This is a genomic window from Luteimonas abyssi (assembly GCF_001482195.1).
Taxonomy (GTDB): Bacteria; Pseudomonadota; Gammaproteobacteria; order Xanthomonadales; family Xanthomonadaceae; genus Luteimonas; species Luteimonas abyssi.
The window spans coordinates 519737-539093 of sequence record NZ_KQ759763.1 but is presented as its reverse complement, the minus strand read 5'-3'; the positions used below and the strand labels follow the sequence as shown (position 1 = coordinate 539093).

Here is a 19357-nt window from a genome sequence, read left to right as displayed (position 1 = left end):
CACGACCGCTTCCCTGGGTCGAGGCGCGGGCCCGGCGCATCCGCCGGGCCCGCGGGGGATCACCACTGGATGCCGGCGCCGACGGAAAAGCCCCATTCGCTGGCGGTGTTGCCGCTGGCCTGGGCCCGGTAGACGTAGCGGCCGTTGTCGGTGATGCCCGACAGACCCACCGCCATGCCGTACTCGCTCTGGTAACCGCCGAAGCCGACCGACAGCATGCTCTTGCCGGGCAGGTAGGCCTGCGGCAGACCGGCCATCGCCATCGCCGAGGCGGTCGCGCCGCGGTAACCGCGGTTGATCGCCCACATGTCGCCCTCGACCTGGGCGATACGTCCGTCGGTGTACTGGTTGGATGCGGTGATGGCGTGGTTGACGCCGGCATTGAGCTGATTGACGTTCACCGCGTCGGTGCCGGCCACGCCCGGCGCCACGCCGGTCACGGTGCGTCCACCCACGTTCACCTCGCCGGTCGACTGGCTGCTGCCGACGTAGGCCGCGGTGTAGTTGGCCTGGGCGCCGACCGTGGTCTGCGACCCCGCGCCCAGGGCGACGCTGTTGTCGTGGCGAGCCACGGCCCCCTGGCCGAGGGCGGTGCTGTCGGCCGCCGACGCCGTGGCCCCCTGACCGAGCGCGGTGCTGCCCGCACCGCTGGCCACGGCCTGGTTGCCGATCGCCACGCCGTTGTCGCCACTGGCCACCGCGCCGTTGCCACCCGCGGTCGCATTGCGCCCGCTCGGGTTCGGGGCCACGTAGGTCTCGCCCTGACTGATGCGGAACGGACCGCTGGCCCCGGCCTCGAGCTGGTCCAGGCGATTGCCGGTGTCCACCACGACGTTCTCGATGCCGGTGACGCGATCGCCGACCGCGGTGATGTCGCCGCGGATGTCGACGATGTCGCCCTGGATGTCGGTGATGTCGCCGCGGATGTCGACCAGGTCGCCCTCGATGCGGGTCACCCGCCCGTCGACCTGATCGATGCGATCGTCCACCGCATCGAGCCGGGTGTCGGTGTGGCGGTTGGCCTCGGTCACGGCGTGATCGACACCGGCCTGCAGCTGACCGACGTTGACCGCATCGTCGGCGGCCGAGCCCGCAGCGATGCCGGTCACCTGCCGCCCGCCGACGTTGAGCTCGCCGGTCGAATCGCTGGTGCCCACGTAGGCGCCCTGGTAGCCGCTGCGGGCGCCCACCGTCGTGGCCGAGCCCGCACCCAGCGCGATGCTGTTGGCGTGGCTGCTCACCGCGCCGCGGCCGATGGCGAGACCGTCGAGCCCCAGTGCCTGCGCGCCCGAGCCGATCGCCTGCGCACCGTCCCCGGCGGCACGGCTGCCCAGGCCGATCGCCACGGCTTCGTCGCCCTGTGCGGTCGCATCCTTGCCGGAGGCGATCGCATCGTCGCCGGTGGCGCCGTCGCCGTTCTCGTTGCCGCCGCCGGTCGAGTTCACGCTGTGATAGCGCGTCCGGCCCGCGGCGACGGTGTCGCGCAGCTGGCCCATGTTGACCGCGTCGGTGTCGTTGGAGCCGGCCGCGACATTGGTGATCACGGCGCCGCCGGCATCGAGCCCTGCAACCGTCACACTCGGGCCGCCGGCGATCGTCAGCCCGGTGTCGCCGAGGCGCACCCGGGTGCCGATCGCGACGCCGGTCGTGTCGATCACGGTGTCACCGGCGCTCAGGCTGTCGATGTCCAGCGCGCGGTTGAGCGCGATCGCGACCACGCCGTCCTGGTCGGCGCCGGTCTGCGCGACCGTCAGGTTGGCGTCACCCTGGAACGTGACGGTGCCGCCAGGGCCGATGGTCGCCGCGTTGCCGTCGACATCGGTCACCGTCCAGCCGGCGTTCGCGGTCCGGCTCACCAGTTGCAATTGCTCTTCCGTCGCGGCGCGGCCGGAGCCGTCGGCGAACGCGGCATCGTCGAGGGTCCGGTTGCCCAGACCGGTGATCGTGCCGCTCGCACCACCGATCGTCACCGGGCTCGCACCGCCGACGGTGATCGTGTCGCCGCCGACCGACGTGATGCCGGCGGCGTCGGCAACGGTCAGGCTGCCGGCACCGATCTGCGTGCTGTTGCCGGCCGCATCGTCGGCGATCAGCGTGCCGGCCTGGATGCGCGTGCTGTTGCCGAGCGCGTCTTCCACCGTCATGCCCTGCCCGTCCACCACGGTGCCGCCCAGGGTCACGGTATCGACGTCGAGATCCCGGTTGAGGCTGATCGCCACCACGCCGGCCTGATCGACACCGGTCTGCGCGACCGTCATGTTGCTGTCGCCTTCGAACGTCACCACACCGCCGGGCGCGATACCGGCGGTACTGCCTTCCGCATCGGCCACCGTCCAGCCGCCGTTGACCGCGTCCACCGCATTGCGCACCTGCGCCAGCTGGTCCTCGGTGGCCGCGCGCCCGCTGGTGAAGTTGTTCGGATCGAAGGTGCGGTTCTGCAGCCCGCCGATGGTGCCGCTGGTGCCGCTCACCACGATCGGGAACGCGCCGCCCACCGACAGCGAGGTCGGCGAGAGCGTGCTGATGTGGACGCCGTTGCCGACCGCCACCGCGCCCGGTGCGATCGTGACGGTGCTCGCGCCGACGCTCGCGGTCAGCCCGCTGGCGGTCAACTGGGCGACCCGCCCGGCGGTCCCGGTCACCTCCACGCCGGTGGTGTCGAGCACCGTCGCACCCGCGGTGACGCGCTCGACTGCGATCCGGTCGGCCAGGTCGAACACCACGGTGTTGTCGTCGTCGGCCTTCGACACCACGATGTTGCCGTCGGCATTGCGCAGGTCGACGCTGTTGCCGGTGGCGCTGTCGATGCCGACCTCGGTCGCGTTGGCACCCTGCGCGCTCACGCTCCAGCCCGCCGATGCCGCGGTCAGCGCGTTCTGCACGCTGTCGTAGCTGGCCCCGCCCACGGTCAGGCCGGCGGTGACGCGATGGGTGTCGGGATCGTAGGCGGAGGCCCCGCCGAGCGCGCCGGCCACACTGGTGCCGAGCGTGTCGACATCGTCGGCCACCGCCTCGGTCGCCTGGTGCGCGGCGTACAGCTGGCTGCCGTTGACGGCGTCGGTGCTCTGCGCATCGACCCGGCCCGCGGCGAGGTGGGTCAAGGTGCGGGTCTCGCCCGTCCGGCCCACGCTCACCGTGGCGATGGGCGCGTCGCCCGCGTAGTCGTAGCGCACGCCGTCGATCTCGGCGAATGCGGTCTCCACCGCCGCGGCGGTCGCGGCGTTGTGGCCCAGCGCGACCGCGTTCTCGTGCGTCGCCTGTGCGCCCTGGCCCAGGGCCAGCGCATGCAGGCCGGTGGCGCGCGCGTTCTGGCCGAACGCCGCCGCGCCTTCCGCCGTGGCGCGGCTGAGCGCACCGAGCGCCAGCGCGTTCTCGGCCAGCGCCTGCGCGTCGTGGCCGAAGGCCGCCGCCGCGAGGCCGCTCGCGCGCGACGCATGGCCGACCGCGGTCGCATTGATGCCGGTGGCGCGTGCGTCGTCGCCGACCGCGGTGGCCGAGGTCTGCGTCGCCTGCGCGCCGCGGCCGAGCGCGGCCGCGCCCTGCCCCTGCGCGCGCGACGCCGTGCCCTGGGCGATCGACGACAGCCCGCTGGCGCGCGCGTCGTCGCCCTGTGCGATGGACGAACTGCCGCTGGCGGCGGCGTTGCGCCCCAGCGCCAGCGCGGCGACGTTGCCGGCGTTGGCGCTGTCGCCGAAGGCGGCGGCGGCGGTGGCGGTCGCCCGCGAGGCGCGGCCGATCGCGGTCGCGTCGCGGAACGTGGCCTGCGCGCCGTTGCCGATCGCGATCGTGTTGACGTTGCTGCTCTCCTGGCCAGGCAACGGGGCGAAGCCCGAGATCGCGGCAGTACCGATCGCCACACTGTTACCGGCCAGGCCCTGGCTGCCGGTGCCCGTGGCGACCGCATTGACGCCGGAGGCCAGGGCGTCGGTGCCGCTGGCCTGCGCGCTGATGCCGTTCGCCAACGCACCGGTGCCGTACGCCATCGCGTCCAGGGCGAGCGCTTGCGCGTCGACACCCTGCGCCGCCGAGCGGATGCCGGCCGCCACCGAATCACGGCCGACCGCGATGCCGTCCTCGGCCGTCGCCTCGGCGCGCGTGCCGATCACCACCGCATTGTCGATGGAGACGCCGGGCGACTTGGGATCGGCCTCCGCACCGGTGCCGATGACCACCGAATTCAGGCCGCGCGAGATCGCGCGCTGGCCCAGCGCCACGCCGCCTTCGTCGTAGACCTGGCTTCCGTTGCCGATCGCGGTGGCGTTGGCCGAGAGCGCGGCGACGTTGTAGCCCAGTGCCACCGACTCGTCGCCGAGCGCGCGGGCCTGGTGGCCGACCGCCAGCGACGACACGCCGTCGGCATCGGCCTGCGGGCCGATCGCGATCGCGTCGGCGCCCGAGGCGCCGGCATTGTCGCGGTTGGCCGCATCGGCCGAGTTGATGCTGTAGTAGCGTGCGGTGTTCTGGTCGATCGCCGCGTTCATCTGCCCCAGGCTGACCGCCTGGTTGGCCGCGCCGGCGGGCGCGTTGAGGGTGATCGAGCCGTCGCCGTTGTAGACCACGGCGTTCGCGGGCAGGCCCACGTTGACCTCGCCGCTCGACACCGCGCGCAGTGCGCCCTCGACGCTCGTGTAGCGCTGGGTGACGCCGTCGGCGTCCACCAGGTCGATGACGTAGCCGCCGTAGGTGCCGTCGGGGTTCACGATCAGATTGGGGCTGACGAGGTTGGCGGTCGCCTCCTGCGCGGCGCGCAGCTGGTTCACGTTGACCGCGTCGTGGCCCTGCGCGCCGTCGGCCACGTTGACGACACGGCGGCGCAACGCCGCACGGCCGCCGTCGACCGGGGTCGCACCCACCGACACCACGGTGCCCGCGCTGTGGATATCGCCGGTGAGAAAGCCGGCGCCTTGCGCATCGGCCTCCTCGGCCACCGAGTTGAAGCCGAGCGCCACGCTGCCGCCGCTCGCGCCGGCGTTGCGGCCGAGGGCGACCCCGTCGGCTTGGGCGATGGATTCCGAGCCCACCGCGATGCCGCCCACGCCGACGGCGTTGGCGCGGTAGCCGAACGCGACGGCGTCGCGTTCGGCCCGGGTCGACGCGCCGACCGCGGTCGCGCGGTCGATCTCGCCGGCGCCGAGATTCGCCTGAAAACCGATCGACACGTTCTCGTCGCCGCGCAGATTGCTGCCGGCCTGTGGGCCGACGGCGACGTTGTAGTCCCCGACGACGCTGCGCCCCGCCTCGTAGCCGAGCGCGACGGTCTGGTTGCCCTCCACGCCGGTGCCCGCCCGGGTGCCGATGGCGATGTGCGAGGTGCGGTCGCCGGCGCTGCTGCCGTTCGTGCCCACGCCGGCACCGGTGCCCAGCGCGATCCCGTCCGGCGACCCGCCCAGGGCGCCGGTGCCCAGGGCGATCGCATTGGCGCTGTTGGCGGATGCCTGACCGATCGCGATGCTGCTCGCGCCGGACGCGAACGCCGACGCGCCGACCGCGGTCGCGCTCGCCGCGCTGGCGTGCGCCTGGTTGCCGATGGCCAATGCCTGGCTGCTGAAGGCGCCGGAGACGCGGGCATTGCTGCCGACGGCCAGTGCCTGGTTGATCGAAGTCGATTCGATCCGTGCACCGTCGCCGATCGCCAGCGTGCTGGCGCCGGTCGCCACCGCGCTGCGGCCCAGCGCCAGGGTGGCGGCGCCGGACGCGCTGGCGAGATGGCCGATCGCCGTGGCGCTGGTGCCGCTGGCGGCGGCCTGGCGGCCTATCGCCAGCGCCTGGCTGCTGGCGGTCCCGTTGACGCGCGCGCCGCTGCCGATCACCAGCGCGTGGTCGACGAACTCCGAGGTCACCCCGGCGCCGTCGCCGATCGCCAGCGTGCTGTTGCCGGCGGACACCGCATTGCGACCGATCGCCACGGCGCCGACGCCGTCGACGCGCTGCGCGCCCGGCGCCGGCGTGCCGGCGCGCGCGCCCTGGCCGACGGCGACGCTGCCCGTCGCGCCTTCGGTGGTGCTGGCGCCGTTGCCCGCGGCGAGGCTGCTGGCGCCGTTGGACACCGTGTTCGGGCCGATCGCGACCGATTCCTGGCCGACCGCCTGGGAGTCCTCGGCCACCGAGTTGGCGTGGAAGTACTTCACGCCGATACCGTCGGCGAACAACTCCTCGCGCAGCATGTAGAGCTGGTGGCCGGTCACCGCCTGCTGGCTGTTGGCCGCCACCAGGCCGTCGGCGACGTCGCCGATCTGCAGCCCGCCCGCGTCGATGCCCGCGCCGGTCACGCTCGGCCCGCCGGCCACGGTCAGGCCGGTCGCGCCGAGCGTGGCCGCGCCGATGGCGACACCGGCATCGGACACCCGTGTCGCGCCTGCGGTGAGGCTGGTGACGGCGACATCGGGCGCGAGCCCGATCTGCACGCTGGCCGCATCGTCGGTGCCGCCGAGCGACACGCGCACGTTGTCGTCACCAACGAAGGTGACGCGGCCGTCGGGCCCGATGTTGCGGGTCTCGGCGCCGACCGTTGCGTTCCAGCCCGCGGCCGCCTGCGCCTGCACGTCCTGCAGCTGCGCGAGGTTGACCGCGTGGTCGGCGGCGGTGCCGCGTGCCACGCCGCCGATCACCAGGTCGCCGGCATCGATGCCCGAGGTGGTCAGGCTGGGCGCGCCCGCGCCGAGGGTCAGACCATCGGCACCCAGAAACGCATTCGGGCCGATCGCCACACCAGTGGTATCGAGCCGCGTCGCGCCCGCGCTGACACTGTCGACCGCCAGGTCGGGATCGAGCGTGATCTCGACGACGGCATCGCCATCGCTGCCGGTCTGGCGGACGCCGATGTTGTCGTCGCCACGGAACGTCACGGTGTCGCCCGGAGCGACCGAGGCGGGCGTCGTACCGTCGGTCACGGTGAACTCCTGCGCGGCGGCGGGCAACGCGAGCGATGCGGCACACAGGACCAGCAGCGCGCTGGCGAGAGGCTGCGGCCGCGGCGCCGTCGTGGTCGCCGCGATCACACGGGCCGGGGTGTCGCCCGTGGCGAACTCCGAGGCCACCACCCAGTGCGCCAGGCGCGTGTTCCAGACTTTCCGAAATACCCTGTTCATTGCCGATCTCCGTTGTGGCCCGAGGCCATGTTCTATGTCACGATTTTTATGTGACACGATTCACACAAACGAAGCACGATCAATGCCAACTCGATCACGGTTTATCTAAAACGTTTCACACTTCCTTCGATTCGGACGGATCGACTCTCGGTGACTGTCAACAAGTGACGAAAAAGGACCATTCCATGCCTCTGCAACAGCTCGCCGTGCGGTCGTGCCGGTCCATTGCCCGGATCATGTCCAGCGCTGCGCTTCTCATGTGCGTCAGCAGCGTGGCCGCGCAGACATCCGCCGACGGTTCGTCGCCTCGCGCCATCCACGCCGTCAGCGCCGCCGGACTGGCGAGCGCCATGAGCTATTGCATCGCCCGACACGGACCGCTTCGCCAGGGCTCGGAAGCGGCCGATTGCTACGCGCGCAGCCGCGCCATCCTGGCCGCCTCCGCGCTTCGCCAGCGCGCGGCCGAGGTGGATGCGCGCTGTGCCGACCCGGCTGCGTTCAACGACTGCCTCACGCCGGAGATCGGACGCCTGGTGTACGAACTCAACGACCGGTTCGTAGCGGCAGGTCTCTGATCGCCCGGATACGCCTTTCCGAGGGGCTGGCCCGCAGTTCCCGCTCGATCCCGGCATGCGCGTCGTCGCCCACGCCAGGGCCGAACGCGACGACGTCCCCGACCCGCGTACCGACGACACGCCCATCGCACAGCACCAGGCGCGCGCCGGGCGATCTGGGCACCCGCTCGCCCGGCAGCACCGTGCCGGCCAGATTCAAAGGATCGTGCGCCGACACGCAGATCAATTCGCCGTCATGCGGCCGCTTGCGCACCGCACGCAGCAGGCCGATCGCTTCGGGCAAGGCGTACTGCTCGCCCGACAGTCCGGCCACGAAGCGGCCACCGCGGATCTCGCCACGCGCCTCCAGCCGCCGGTACACGCGCACCAGCTCGCGCCATGGCGGCAGCCAGTCCGGCTCGCGCTCCAACATGCGCCAGCCGATCACGCCATAACGGCGCAGCAGCACCCTCGCGACGTACTCGATATCGTCGGACTCGGCCGCCGCGCCCGCACCGACCGCACGCGCGGATGGGCGGGCCGGGCTCCAGCGGCCGGCATCGGCGATCCCCGACATCGGAATGCCGCGTGCGCGACGACGGACGGACGACGGACGCCGCGACGGCGGCACCAGCAGCGCCCGCAGACCGGCGAAGCTGTCGCAATGCACCAGGCCCGCCGCGACGAGTTCCGACAGCGCATCCTCGAGTTCCGTCCGCAACAGGCGTGCATCGGTTTCCAGTTCGTCGAAGAACGACGCCCCCTGCCGCTGCAGCACCCCGTACAGGCGCTGCGCGCGCGAGGACAGCGCATCGGCCGCGGCTGGCGCGGGCGCAAGCCGCACCCAGGACGCACTCTCGCGCCGCGGCAATAGCACGACCGGCGTGGTGCGCAGGCTGCCGCCGCGCGCGGGCGCCGTGTCGGCCGCGCGCGGCCGCAGGCGCAACCAGGTGGTGCGACCGGCCGTGCACAGTTCGTCGAGCCAGCCGCTGGCGTAGTCGCGCAGACGCAGCGCGAGCAACTCCGATTCCCAGGCGATGGCCGGCGCCTCGAAGCCTTCCAGCTGCGAGAGCACCCCAGGCAGCGCCTCCTGTCCCCCGGCGCGTGCATGCCCACTAGCGCGCTGCCAGTCGCAGAGAAAGCGCACGTAATCGGCCACCGGCACCGGCTCGATCTCGCGCCGCAGGCGTCCGAGCGTGTCGCGATGGATGCGTGCCAGCAGGCCCCGTTCGCACCACTCGTCGTCGTGGTCGCCGGTGAAGCGGCCGCGCATCGCGGTGCCGGCCTGCTCCAGCGCCAGCAGCGCCTGCAGCGCTTCGGCGACATCGAGGCCGAGGGGCTTCGCCAGCGCGAGCGTATCGACCGGGCCGAGCGCGCCGAGCCGGGCGCGCACGAGGTCCACGCAGGCGGCTTCACAAGTCCAGTCCTGGAGGTACTCGCGCGGCACCGCGACCTCCGGCGCCACCGGCGCGTCGGGATGCAGCGCGCGCAGCAGCGGCAGACGCTCGGTCGCCAGATGCAGCGTCCCACCCGCCAGGGTCATGCGCGTCGCGCGGCCGTCGTCCAGCAGGCGCGCCAGCAGTGCGGGGCCGTCCGGCATGGTCTGCAGTTCGGCGTCGTCCAGTGCGCCGAGCGTCATCAAGGCGTCGTGGAGCTCGTCGGCCGTCGCCGGCGCGGGCCAGGCATCCTCCCGCACGCGCGCGATCGCGCGCGGATCCAACCGGCCCAGATCGTCGGCACCGGTCGGGTCGGCATGGCGACGATGCTGCACGGCCTGGGTCCGTCGCTCCTCCAGCGGCGCATCGTCGAGAAAGGCGTAGGGCCGCGCGTTGCAGGGCTCGGCCGCCAACGGCGACGGTGCGACCAGATCGCGCGCCACCATCGCGATGTCGCCCGCCTCGATGCCGCGCAGCACCGCCAGCCAGCCGGGGGCATCCATCGCATCCTCCAGACAGTCGCGCAGGGTCTGCGCGACCAGAGGATGCTCGGGAATCTCGCGCTCGCCCACGATGTTCTCCAGACAGGCGACCTGATCGGGGAACACCGCCGCCAGCAGGTCCTCCGACCTCATCCGCTGCAGTTGCGGGGCCACCTTGCGACCGCCGGCGAAGCGCGGCAATGCCAGGGCGGTGGTCGCGTTCCAGCGCCAGCGCACGCCGAACAACGGCGCGTCCAGCAGCGCCTGCACCAGCACCTCCAGCGCGCTGGACGAATGCAGGAACCGTGCGACATCGTCGAGAGGGAAACTGTGGCTGGTCGACAGCGACAGCACGATCGCGTCCTCGGTGGCCGCGGCCTGCAGTTCGAAGTTGAAGGTGCGGCAGAACCGCTTGCGCAGGGCGAGGCCCCAGGCGCGATTGATGCGGCTGCCGAACGGCGCGTGGATCACCAGCTGCATGCCGCCGCTGGCGTCGAAGAAGCGTTCGAGCACGACCTGGCGCTGGGTCGGCAGCACGCCCAGCGCAGCGTGGGACGCGGCCAGGTACTCGACGATCTGCCGCGCCGCCGCTTCGTCCAGGCCGACCTCGCCGGTCAGCCAGGCGCATGCGGCATCGGCATCGCCCTGGCGGTCAGGCGTCCGGCGCGCGATCGCAGCCGGCTCGCCGTCGCCGATCCGGACCTCGCCACGGGCCGCGGCACGCGATGCGCCGGCGGCGGCCGGATCCATCGCGGCCATGGCCGCCGTGCCGGCCTCGACGGCTGCACCCGCCACGTCGCTCGCACGCATGCCGTCGGCGATGTCCGCAGGCGCCCCCAGCCGCGCCTCGATCGTCTCCCGCAGCCGCGACACGCTCGCCGACAGCGCATCGGTGCGGCCCGGCGCCTCGCCGATCCAGAACGGGATGTTCGGCGGCTGTCCCTGCGCATCCTCCACCCGCAATCGCCCGGACTCGATGCGCAGGATCCGGTAGCTGGCGTTGCCGAGCTGGAACACGTCGCCGGCCAGGCTCTCGACCGCGAAGTCCTCGTTCACCGTGCCGATGCCGTGGCCGTCGGGTTCGAGCAGCACGCTGTAGTCGCCGGTCTCCGGAATCGTCCCGCCCGACATCGACGCCACCCGGCGCGCACCCTTGCGCGCGCTCAGCCGGCGGTGCACCGCGTCGCGATGCACCCAGGCGGCACGCGGGCCGTGCCGGCCGACGTAGCCCTCGGCGAGCATGCGCACCACCGCGTCGAAGTCCGCGCGCGCCAAGGCGCGGAACGGCCATGCGCGAAGGAACATCGCGTACAGCGCGTCCTCGTCCCAATCCTGCGCGCCGGTCTCGGCCACGATCTGCTGCGACAGCACGTCCAGCGGGGCCTGCGGCATCCGCAGCACGTCGAGCTCGCCGCGGCGCACGCCGTCCAGCAACGCGGCGCACTCGACCAGTTCGTCGCGGCTGGTGGGAAACAACCGCGCCTTGGGCACGCCGCCCACGTGGTGACGCGAGCGCCCGGCGCGCTGGAGAAACGCCGAGATCGAACGCGGCGAGCCGATCTGGCAGACCAGATCGACATCGCCGATGTCGATACCCAGTTCCAGCGACGCCGTCGCCACCAGCGCCTGCAGATCGCCGCGCTTGAGCCGCTGCTCGGCATCGAGCCGCGCCTCCTTCGCCAGGCTGCCGTGATGCGCGGCCACGTGCTCGCGTCCCAGCAATTCGCCCAGATGCCGGGCCGCCCGCTCGGCCATGCGCCGGGTGTTGACGAACACCAGCGTGGTCCGGTGGTGCTGGGCGAGGTGCGCGATGCGCCGGTAGACCTGTTCCGCCTGATCGTTGGACAGCACCGACGACAGCGGTGTGGGCGGGAGTTCCAGCGCGAGATCGCGCGGCCTGTCCGCACCGACGTCGACGATCGTGCAGGCCGGCGGCGCGGTCGCGTCGTCGCTGCCGCCGACCAGGAACCGGGCGACGGTCTCGATCGGCTTCTGCGTCGCCGACAGCCCGACGCGCACCAGGCGCCGGCCCGCAAGCGCATCCAGCCGCTCCAGGCTCAGGGCGAGGTGGCTGCCGCGCTTGCTGCCGGCCACGGCGTGGATTTCATCGACGATCACGCTGCGCGCGGTCTGCAGCATCGCGCGGCCGGAGTCGGAGCCGAGCATCACGTAAAGCGACTCGGGCGTGGTCACCAGGATGTGCGGAGGCCTGCGGCGCATCCGCGCACGTTCCGCCTGCGGCGTATCGCCGGTCCGCACCGCGGTACGGATCGGCACATCGGCCAGGCCCAGTCCGGCCAGCGCCTCGCGGATCCCGGCCAGCGGCGCCTCCAGGTTCACCTGCACGTCGTTCGAAAGCGCCTTGAGCGGCGAGACGTAGATGACCGAGGTGACATCCGGCAGCCCATGCGGCGCGGCCAGCCCCTCGCGGACCAGGCCGTCGATGGCGGTGAGGAACGCGGTCAGCGTCTTGCCCGATCCCGTGGGCGCCGATACCAGCACGTCGTGGCCCGCCCGGATCGCCGGCCACGCCGCGGCCTGCGCCGCAGTCGGCGCGGGAAACGCGCCGTTGAACCAGCGCGAAACGGCAGGGTGGAAGGCGTCGAGGGGCATGGCGTCGTGGTCGGTGCGCCGGTTGCGACCTTAGCGGGTCGCGGCGCATCTGGAGGATCTGACGGGAGCAGCGCGATGGCACGTCCGCGGCCCCACCAATCTGCGCCCGAAGCCGGTCCGCTTCAACCGCCGGCCCCTGTCGCGTTCAGCCTCGCCATCGGAGTTTCCATGCGATTTCGCCTCGTTCGACTGTCCCCGGTCCTGTGTTTCCTGTCCGCACTGGTGCTGAGCGCATGCAGCCCGCCGCCTCCGGCGGATGCGGTGCTGCTCGGGCGCCTGTTCGACGCGCGCAACGGGCGGGTGATCGACGACGCCGCGATCGTGATGGCGAACGGGCGCATCCTCTGCGCAGGGCCACGCATCGCGTGCCGCTGGCCGCGCGATGCGCCCGTGCACGACCACGGACGGGCGATGCTGCTCCCGGGCCTGATCGATCTGCACGTCCACGCGCGGCCGCACTACGCCGATACGTTCGTACCCGCCGGCGTCACCACGGTCCGCGACGCCAACAACACCCTGGCCATGCTCGACGCCGTGCGCGCACGCCCGTATGCGCCCACGCTGATCGCCAGCGGACCGATGCTCGACGGCCCGCACGGGGTTCTCGTCGGCGCCGATACGTCCCCCCTGGGCGACGGCGAGCCGCTCGCGCCCGACACGATGCCCCTGGTCGTCCACGATGCCGCGCAGGCGCGCGTGGCGGTCGCCGCACTGGTCGCCGCCGGCATCGACTGGATCAAGCTCTACGAACGCATGCCGGCGGACGCCTTCCACGCCGCACTGGCGGCCGCGCAAGCGGCCGGCCTTCCGGTGATGGTCGATCTGGGCATGATGCTGACCCGCGGCCTGTCCGGTGCCGACATCGATGCGGTGCAGGCCGGCGCGGCCGGGGTCGGGACGCTCGAACACCTCGGCGGCGTCGCGCTGGCCTATCGCCGGCTCGGCGGCGATCCGACCGCGGCCACCTTGCGCGACGACCTGCTCGATACGCTCGCGCTCGACATCGCCGCCAGCGGCATGGCGGTGGTGCCCACCGTGGCCGCGACACACCGCTTCGCAGGCTCGGACGCTGTCGCTCCAGACACGCTGCCGGGCGCCGCCCTGCTCGTGCCGCATTTCGAGGCCTACTGGACCTGGCTGTCCGGCCACGTCGTGGCCCCGGGTGCGCAGGCGAACGCGGCCGCCGACCTGCGCCTCGCCCGCGCCCTGCTGCCTCGGCTCGCGGCGGCGGGGGTCCGCATCGGCGCCGGTTCGGACTTGCCGGCGGCCCCCGGTCTGCTCCCGGGCGCGGCCCTCCATCAGGAGCTCGACGCCCTCGTCGCCACCGGCCTGTCGCCGGTGCAGGCGCTGCAGGCTGCGACGTCGGTCGCCGCCGACATCCTGCGCCGTGACGACCTGGGACGCCTCGACGCCGGCGCCCGCGCGGACATCGTCGTCGTGGATGGCGATCCGACGCAGGACATCCTGGCCACCCGCCGCATCGTCGCGGTGTGGACGGACGGGCGTCCCGTCGACCTGGCCGATGCCTGGCGCACCGCCACGGCGGCGCTCGACGCCGCCGCCGCGCAATGAGGACCCGTCGACGCCCATCATCGGGTCTTCGTGCCGATTCCGCCCATCCAGCGGCCGATTCCGGACACCCGGCGGCCGCTCCAGGCCGCACTATCGTTCCTGCGGCACCGGCGCCGACGAGGGGATCGCTCCCTCGACGCCGGCCGGCACGGGGCATCCGGCACGTCGCATGCCGCCACGGGACGAACCCGCGGCGACCGCCCGGCATTCGAGGAGCAGGACATGATCGCCATCGCCGAATGGGTCGAGACCTTCGCCAACCAGTTGCACGGCGTCGCCGGCTGGCTGCGCGGCCGCGCCATGCAGGCGCATACCGACCCGTGAGACATGCGCGCCGGGGTATCGGTTGCACGATCCGTGTCGTCGCCCTGCTACCCACGACGGATGAGCGGACGGACGGCCTGCGGAACATCGGCAGGGGCGCGACTCTGCACCCCTCCCTTGCCCCTGTCGGCCAGGAGCGCGTCGAAACGTAATCGGCTCCGGCGCCGCGGAGCCATCACCTGTGATGCGAGCATCATGTCCATGGCTGCAAGCCGTCGCCGTTGCCGCCGCGAACGCCATCGCCACGATCAACTTCCCGCCGGGCAGCGACGTTGCCCATCCCTTTCATGGATGTCCAGCCGGGCGGCACGGCACTCGATGCATGCCCCGGCATCGCAGCGTTCCGTCGCGAATCAGGACAACGGAACGCACCACTGAAGGCCCGGTCGCCTACCGCCGGCCGTCCGCGCCGATCGCGGAGACAACGACACCCGCAGGCGCGTCGCGTCGAGTCGAGTCGAGTCGAGTCGAGTCGGGAGCATCGGCCCCTTGAGCATTTCGCGGCACGCCGCGGCAGAACCGCTACGCACCGGCGTCCAACCCCGTCTGAAGACGCGGAGTCGTCAGGACATCAATTCAAGGGCGCGTGGCACAGCCAGAAACGGCTGATTCGATGGTGGGTCGTGTTGGATTCGAACCAACGACCAGCGGATTAAAAGTCCGATGCTCTACCGACTGAGCTAACGACCCGAAAGACGGTGCGCAGGGCCGATCGGCCCGCGCAGGGGGCGCATTCTAGCGCAATGCGTGCCGCGGGGTCCGCGACGCGTTCAGACGGGCGGCGACGCCCCGTCGACGTAACGGGTCGGGTCCGGCAGCCCGGCCGCCGCGAAACCCTCGGCGCGCAGCCGGCAGGCATCGCAGTGGCCGCAGGCGCGGCCGGCATCGTCGGCGCGGTAGCACGACACCGTGCCGGCGAAGTCCACGCCCAGGCGCGCCCCTTCGGCGGCGATGTCGGCCTTGCTCATGCGCAACAGCGGGGCATGCACGCGCAGTCCGGCACCTTCGACCCCGGCCTTCGTGGCGAGGTTGGCGAGACGCTCGAACGCGTCGATGAATTCCGGCCGGCAGTCCGGATAGCCCGAATAATCCACCGCATTGACGCCACAAAAGATGTCGCTGGCGCCCAGGACCTCGGCCCAGCCCAGCGCGATCGACAGCATGATCGTGTTGCGTGCGGGGACGTAGGTCACCGGGATGCCGGCGCCGCCGGCGTCCGGGACCTCGATGTCGTCGGTCAACGCGGAGCCGCCGATGCTGCGCAGGTCCACGGTGACGGTCTTGTGCGCCACCGCGACCTCGGCCGCCAGGCGTGCCGCGGCCTCGAGCTCGGACGTGTGCCGCTGCCCGTAGCGGACGCTGAGCGCATACACGGCGAAGCCCTGCTCGCGCACCAGCGCGGCGACGACGGCGGAGTCCATACCGCCGGACACGAGGACGACGGCTTTTTTCGTGGGTTCGGGTCGATTCGGTAACGCGGTCAAGGTAGCGGGTCCGGAGAGATGGAAGACGGAAGGCGAGGACGGGAGTCGCGCACCCGATGCGGGCCGGCAGAAAACGAGGGTTCCGGGCCGTGCTGCGACGGTGCGGCCTCAGCGGCCGGGCGCGTCGTCCCAGAGCAGTTTGTGCAGCTGCAACTGGAAACGCACCGGCAAGCGATCGGCGACGATCCAGTCGGCCAGCGCGCGCGGATCCACTTCCTGCTTGCTGGGCGAGAACCAGACCGTGCAGCGCGCGTTGAGCGCGTGCTCGAGCACGACGCCCCGCGCCCACTCGTAGTCCTCGCGCGAGCAGATCACGAACTTGACCTGGTCGTGCGGCGTGAGCAGAGGCAGATTGTCCCAATGGTTGCGGTGCACCTCGGCCGAGCCCGGCGTCTTGATGTCGAGCACCCGCGACACGCGCGGATCGACCTGGCCGATGTCCAGTGCGCCGGAGGTCTCCAGCGACACCGCGTAGCCGGCATCGCACAGTCGCTGCAGCAGCCCGATGCAGCGCTTCTGCGCCAGCGGCTCGCCACCGGTCACGCAGACGTGGCGAACGCCGTGCGCGGCGACCTCGGCCAGGATCGCGTCGATCGTGTGCCACTCGCCGCCATGGAAGGCGTAGGCGGTGTCGCAGTACTGACAACGCAACGGGCAGCCGGTCAGGCGGACGAACACCGTCGGCCACCCCGCATCCAGGGCTTCGCCCTGCAGGGACAGGAAAATCTCGGTGATCCGCAGTCGGTCGGCGACCGGAGGCGCGGAGGCTGTGGGGGCCTGGGGAGCGACGCCGTGCATCGGCGTATTGTAACGGTCGTGCTGGATCCGGGCGATGCGGCCGCGCGGTCAGTTCCCGCGGCGGCCGTAGGCGGCAATCACTGCGGCGCCCGGCGACTGGACGACTGACGCCAGGGCGATGCCACGGCCCGATCAGGGCCGGAGCGGATTCGCATCGGCCGCGAGGCCGGTTCGTTGCTCAGCGCAGGCGACCGATCTGGATCGCGCGCAGGCGATCCTCGGCGGTGCGTGCGGCATCGGAGGCGGGATACCGCTTGCCGACTTCCGCCAGCGTGGCCTCGGCCGCGTCGAGTTCCTGCTGCCCGTACTGCGACAGGCCGATCTTCAACAACGCGCCGGGCGCCTTGTCGCTCTCGGGATGGCGGGCGATGAGCGCTTCGAACTGCTCCTGCGCCAACGCGTAGTTCTGGGTGACGTAGTAGCTCTCGCCCAGCCAATAGACGGCGTTGGCGGTCAGCGCGCCGTCGGGATGCTGCTGCAGGAAATCCTGGAACAGGTTGGCCGCGTCGGCATACTGGCCGGCACGCAGTGCATTGAAGGCCTGGTCGTAGGCTTCGCGCTCGTTGGCCGCCGGCATCGCGATGGGCGGAGCCGCCGGGCGGCTCCCCTCTTCGCCCCGGGCGGGAGGCGGCGCGGGCGCTGCCTCGCCGGTCGCGGCTTGCGGGTCGGGCAGTTCGAGCCCGGCACCGCCGGCACCGCTCTCGATCCGGTTCAGACGACCGTCGACATCGAGATACTGGGCGCGGACGCTTTCGCGCAGCTGGCCATTCTCGCTCTGCACTTCTTCCATCTGCGAACGCAGCGTCTGAACTTCAGAGCGCAACTGGGTCAGCTGGTTGAGCAGATCCATGTTGCCCTGGTTGCTGGCCGCCTGCTGCTCGAGCAGGGTGACCCGGTCGGCCAGGCTCGCGCGCTGGGCGGACGCGGGCGCGGCCGCCACGAGGGCGGCCGCGACCAGGCTTGAAACGATCAATCCACGCATGCCGATCAACGGGCGGTGTAGACGATCTCGACGCGACGGTTGCGAGCCCAGCAGTCTTCGCTGGTCTCGGTGCAGACCGGACGCTCTTCGCCGTAGCTGACGGTGGTCAGCGAGCCGGCCGAGCCACCATTGGCCTGCAGGGCCGACGACACCGCATTGCCACGACGCTCGCCCAGGCCGAGGTTGTACTCGCGGCTGCCGCGCTCGTCGGCGTTGCCTTCCAGGGTGATGCGGGCCGACGGACGGTCGCGCAGGTACTTGGCGTGGCAGGCCATCGCGGCCTGGAACTCCGGACGCAGGGATTCCTGATCGAAGTCGAAGTACACCACCCGCTGGCGCAGGCAGGCGTCGGTGTCGAGGTCCTCGGGACCATAGGCGCCGGCGGTGGGCTGCTGCGGCTGGGTCACCGTGCTCGGAGGCGGAGCCGTGGTGGTCGGCTCTTCCCGGACTTTACGGGCACAACCGACAACGGCGACGCACAGTGCGGCGGCGAGCAGGACTCGGGTGGTGGTGTTCATCTCGTCGTTCCCTAAGTGGTTGAACAGGCGGTTCAGATTGATTGGTTATATGTGCAGACCGCGTCAGCGCTGCTCGCGATAGGGCCCCCAGGCCGGCTCGCGGACATCGCCGTCCGACAGCACCAGCCGCTGCCGAACCCGTCCATCCGCCGAAACGGCATACAACACCCCTCGCCGCCCCTCGCGTGCCGCGTACAGGATCATGCTGGCGTTCGGGGCGAAACTCGGCGATTCGTCGAGCGACCCTGGCGACAGCGTGGACCAGCGGGGCGAACCCAGACTGCGATCCAGCACGGCAATACGGTACACGTTCCCTGAACCCTGCGCTACGGCGATTTTCTGCCCGTCGAAGGACACGCTCGGGTCGGCGTTGTAGTTGCCCTGGAAGCTCACCCGGGTGGCGCTGCCGCCGCTGGCGGGCACCTGGTAGATCTGCGGGCGGCCGCCGCGATCGGAGGTGAAGTAAATGGTGCTGCCGTCATGGCTCCACGCCGGCGAGGTGTCGATGGCGAAGTGGTTGGTGAGCTGGGTCAGCGCCTTGCTGCCCAGGTCCATGACGTAGATCTCGGGGTTGCCGCTGCGCGACAGGGTCATGGCCAGACGGTTGCCGTCGGGCGAGAACGCCGGTCCGCTGTTGATGCCGCGGAAGCTGGCGACCAGCTCGCGGCTGCCGGTGTTGATGTCCTGGATGTAGATCGACGAGTTGCGGCGCTCGAAGCTCACGTAGGCCAGGCGATTGCCGTCGGGGCTCCACGCCGGCGACAGCAACGGCTCGTTGGAGCGCACCACCGTCTGCGGGTTGTAGCCGTCGGAATCGGCCACGATCAGCGCGTAACGTGCGCTGTCACCCACGCCGGTCTGGGTGACATAGGCGATCCGGGTCCAGAACGCGCCGCGCACGCCGAGAATCTTCTCGTAGATGGCATCGGCCATCTGGTGGGCGACGTCACGCATCGAGCCGGAGCGCGCGGTCATCGCCATGCCGATCAGGCGCTCCTGCTTGGCGACGTCGAACAGTTCGTACTCGACGCGGTAGGTGCCGGCGCCGGCATCCAGCACACGGCCGATGACCAGGAAGTCCTGCCGGAGCACGCGCCAGTTCTGGAACTGGACGTCGCTGCCGCGGGTCGGGCGCTCGGCGATGTCGCGCTCGGGCAGCGTACGGAACTGGCCGGAACGATCGAGGTCGGCACGGATGACCGCTGCGATATCGGTATCGGGGGCCTGGCCCGAGCCCTCGTACGGCATCGGGACGACCGCGATCGGCAAGGCCGAGGCATGGCCGCCGACGATGTCGATCTCCAGCCCCTGTTGTTGCGCCGCAGCAAGCGACGGCAGCATCAGGGCGAACAGGACGAGCAGGCAACGCACGATTGGTTTCATCGGTACACCCGGTATGGACTTGGATTTCGGAAAGAACAGCGTGCTCACCACGGGAACGGATTCCGTTCGCCCGTGGCGGGCCGGCGGACAGCTTGAACGCGATACCCGCAGCGCAAGGTGAAC

9 protein-coding genes and 1 tRNA gene are annotated in these 19357 nt (G+C 71.6%); 2 read left to right on the top strand and 8 right to left on the bottom strand.

Translation table 11 applies throughout. From position 1 onward, the window contains the following. Positions 1-59: 59 nt before the first annotated feature. Entirely contained in the window at positions 60-7088 is a 7029-nt protein-coding gene (locus tag RG19_RS02075; RefSeq protein WP_058833807.1) for a YadA-like family protein, read from the bottom strand. A gap of 50 nt (positions 7089-7138) precedes the next feature. On the opposite strand from RG19_RS02075, the gene RG19_RS17495 reads away from it, so the two are divergent. Next, positions 7139-7663 carry a hypothetical protein gene (locus RG19_RS17495; protein ID WP_157515134.1) on the top strand — a complete coding sequence of 175 codons (525 nt, stop codon included), beginning with the start codon at positions 7139-7141 and terminating at the stop codon, positions 7661-7663. Here the strand turns inward: RG19_RS17495 and RG19_RS18115 are convergent. Continuing rightward, the gene (locus tag RG19_RS18115) at positions 7632-12173 is read right to left on the bottom strand and encodes a DEAD/DEAH box helicase (protein WP_058833805.1); all 4542 of its coding nucleotides are present in this window, start codon (positions 12171-12173) and stop codon (positions 7632-7634) included. The genes RG19_RS17495 and RG19_RS18115 overlap by 32 nt on opposite strands. Before the next feature lie 168 nt (positions 12174-12341). On the opposite strand from RG19_RS18115, the gene RG19_RS02060 reads away from it, so the two are divergent. Then, positions 12342-13745, top strand: coding sequence for an amidohydrolase family protein (locus tag RG19_RS02060; RefSeq protein ID WP_058833804.1), 1404 nt, complete (start codon positions 12342-12344; stop codon positions 13743-13745). 938 nt (positions 13746-14683) lie between these two features. On the opposite strand, the gene RG19_RS02050 is transcribed toward RG19_RS02060, so the two are convergent. The 6 genes from RG19_RS02050 to tolB all read right to left on the bottom strand — a co-directional run bounded on the left by RG19_RS02050 (position 14684) and on the right by tolB (position 19234). Beyond that, positions 14684-14759, bottom strand: a tRNA-Lys gene (locus RG19_RS02050). Between the two features lie 80 nt (positions 14760-14839). After that, positions 14840-15553 carry a 7-cyano-7-deazaguanine synthase QueC gene (gene queC, locus RG19_RS02045; protein WP_082672423.1) on the bottom strand — a complete coding sequence of 238 codons (714 nt, stop codon included), beginning with the start codon at positions 15551-15553 and terminating at the stop codon, positions 14840-14842. A 108-nt stretch (positions 15554-15661) separates the two neighbouring features. Then, positions 15662-16351 (bottom strand): 7-carboxy-7-deazaguanine synthase QueE, encoded by a 690-nt coding sequence (queE, locus tag RG19_RS02040; protein ID WP_058833801.1) that lies wholly within the window; start codon positions 16349-16351, stop codon positions 15662-15664. 178 nt (positions 16352-16529) lie between these two features. Continuing rightward, on the bottom strand, positions 16530-17333 hold the full coding sequence (ybgF, locus tag RG19_RS02035) for a tol-pal system protein YbgF (protein ID WP_058836364.1): 804 nt from the start codon (positions 17331-17333) through the stop codon (positions 16530-16532). Between the two features lie 5 nt (positions 17334-17338). After that, positions 17339-17851, bottom strand: coding sequence for a peptidoglycan-associated lipoprotein Pal (gene pal, locus RG19_RS02030; protein ID WP_058833800.1), 513 nt, complete (start codon positions 17849-17851; stop codon positions 17339-17341). 63 nt (positions 17852-17914) lie between these two features. Further along, positions 17915-19234 carry a Tol-Pal system beta propeller repeat protein TolB gene (gene tolB / locus RG19_RS02025; RefSeq protein ID WP_058833799.1) on the bottom strand — a complete coding sequence of 440 codons (1320 nt, stop codon included), beginning with the start codon at positions 19232-19234 and terminating at the stop codon, positions 17915-17917. Between the last annotated feature and the right edge of the window lie 123 nt (positions 19235-19357).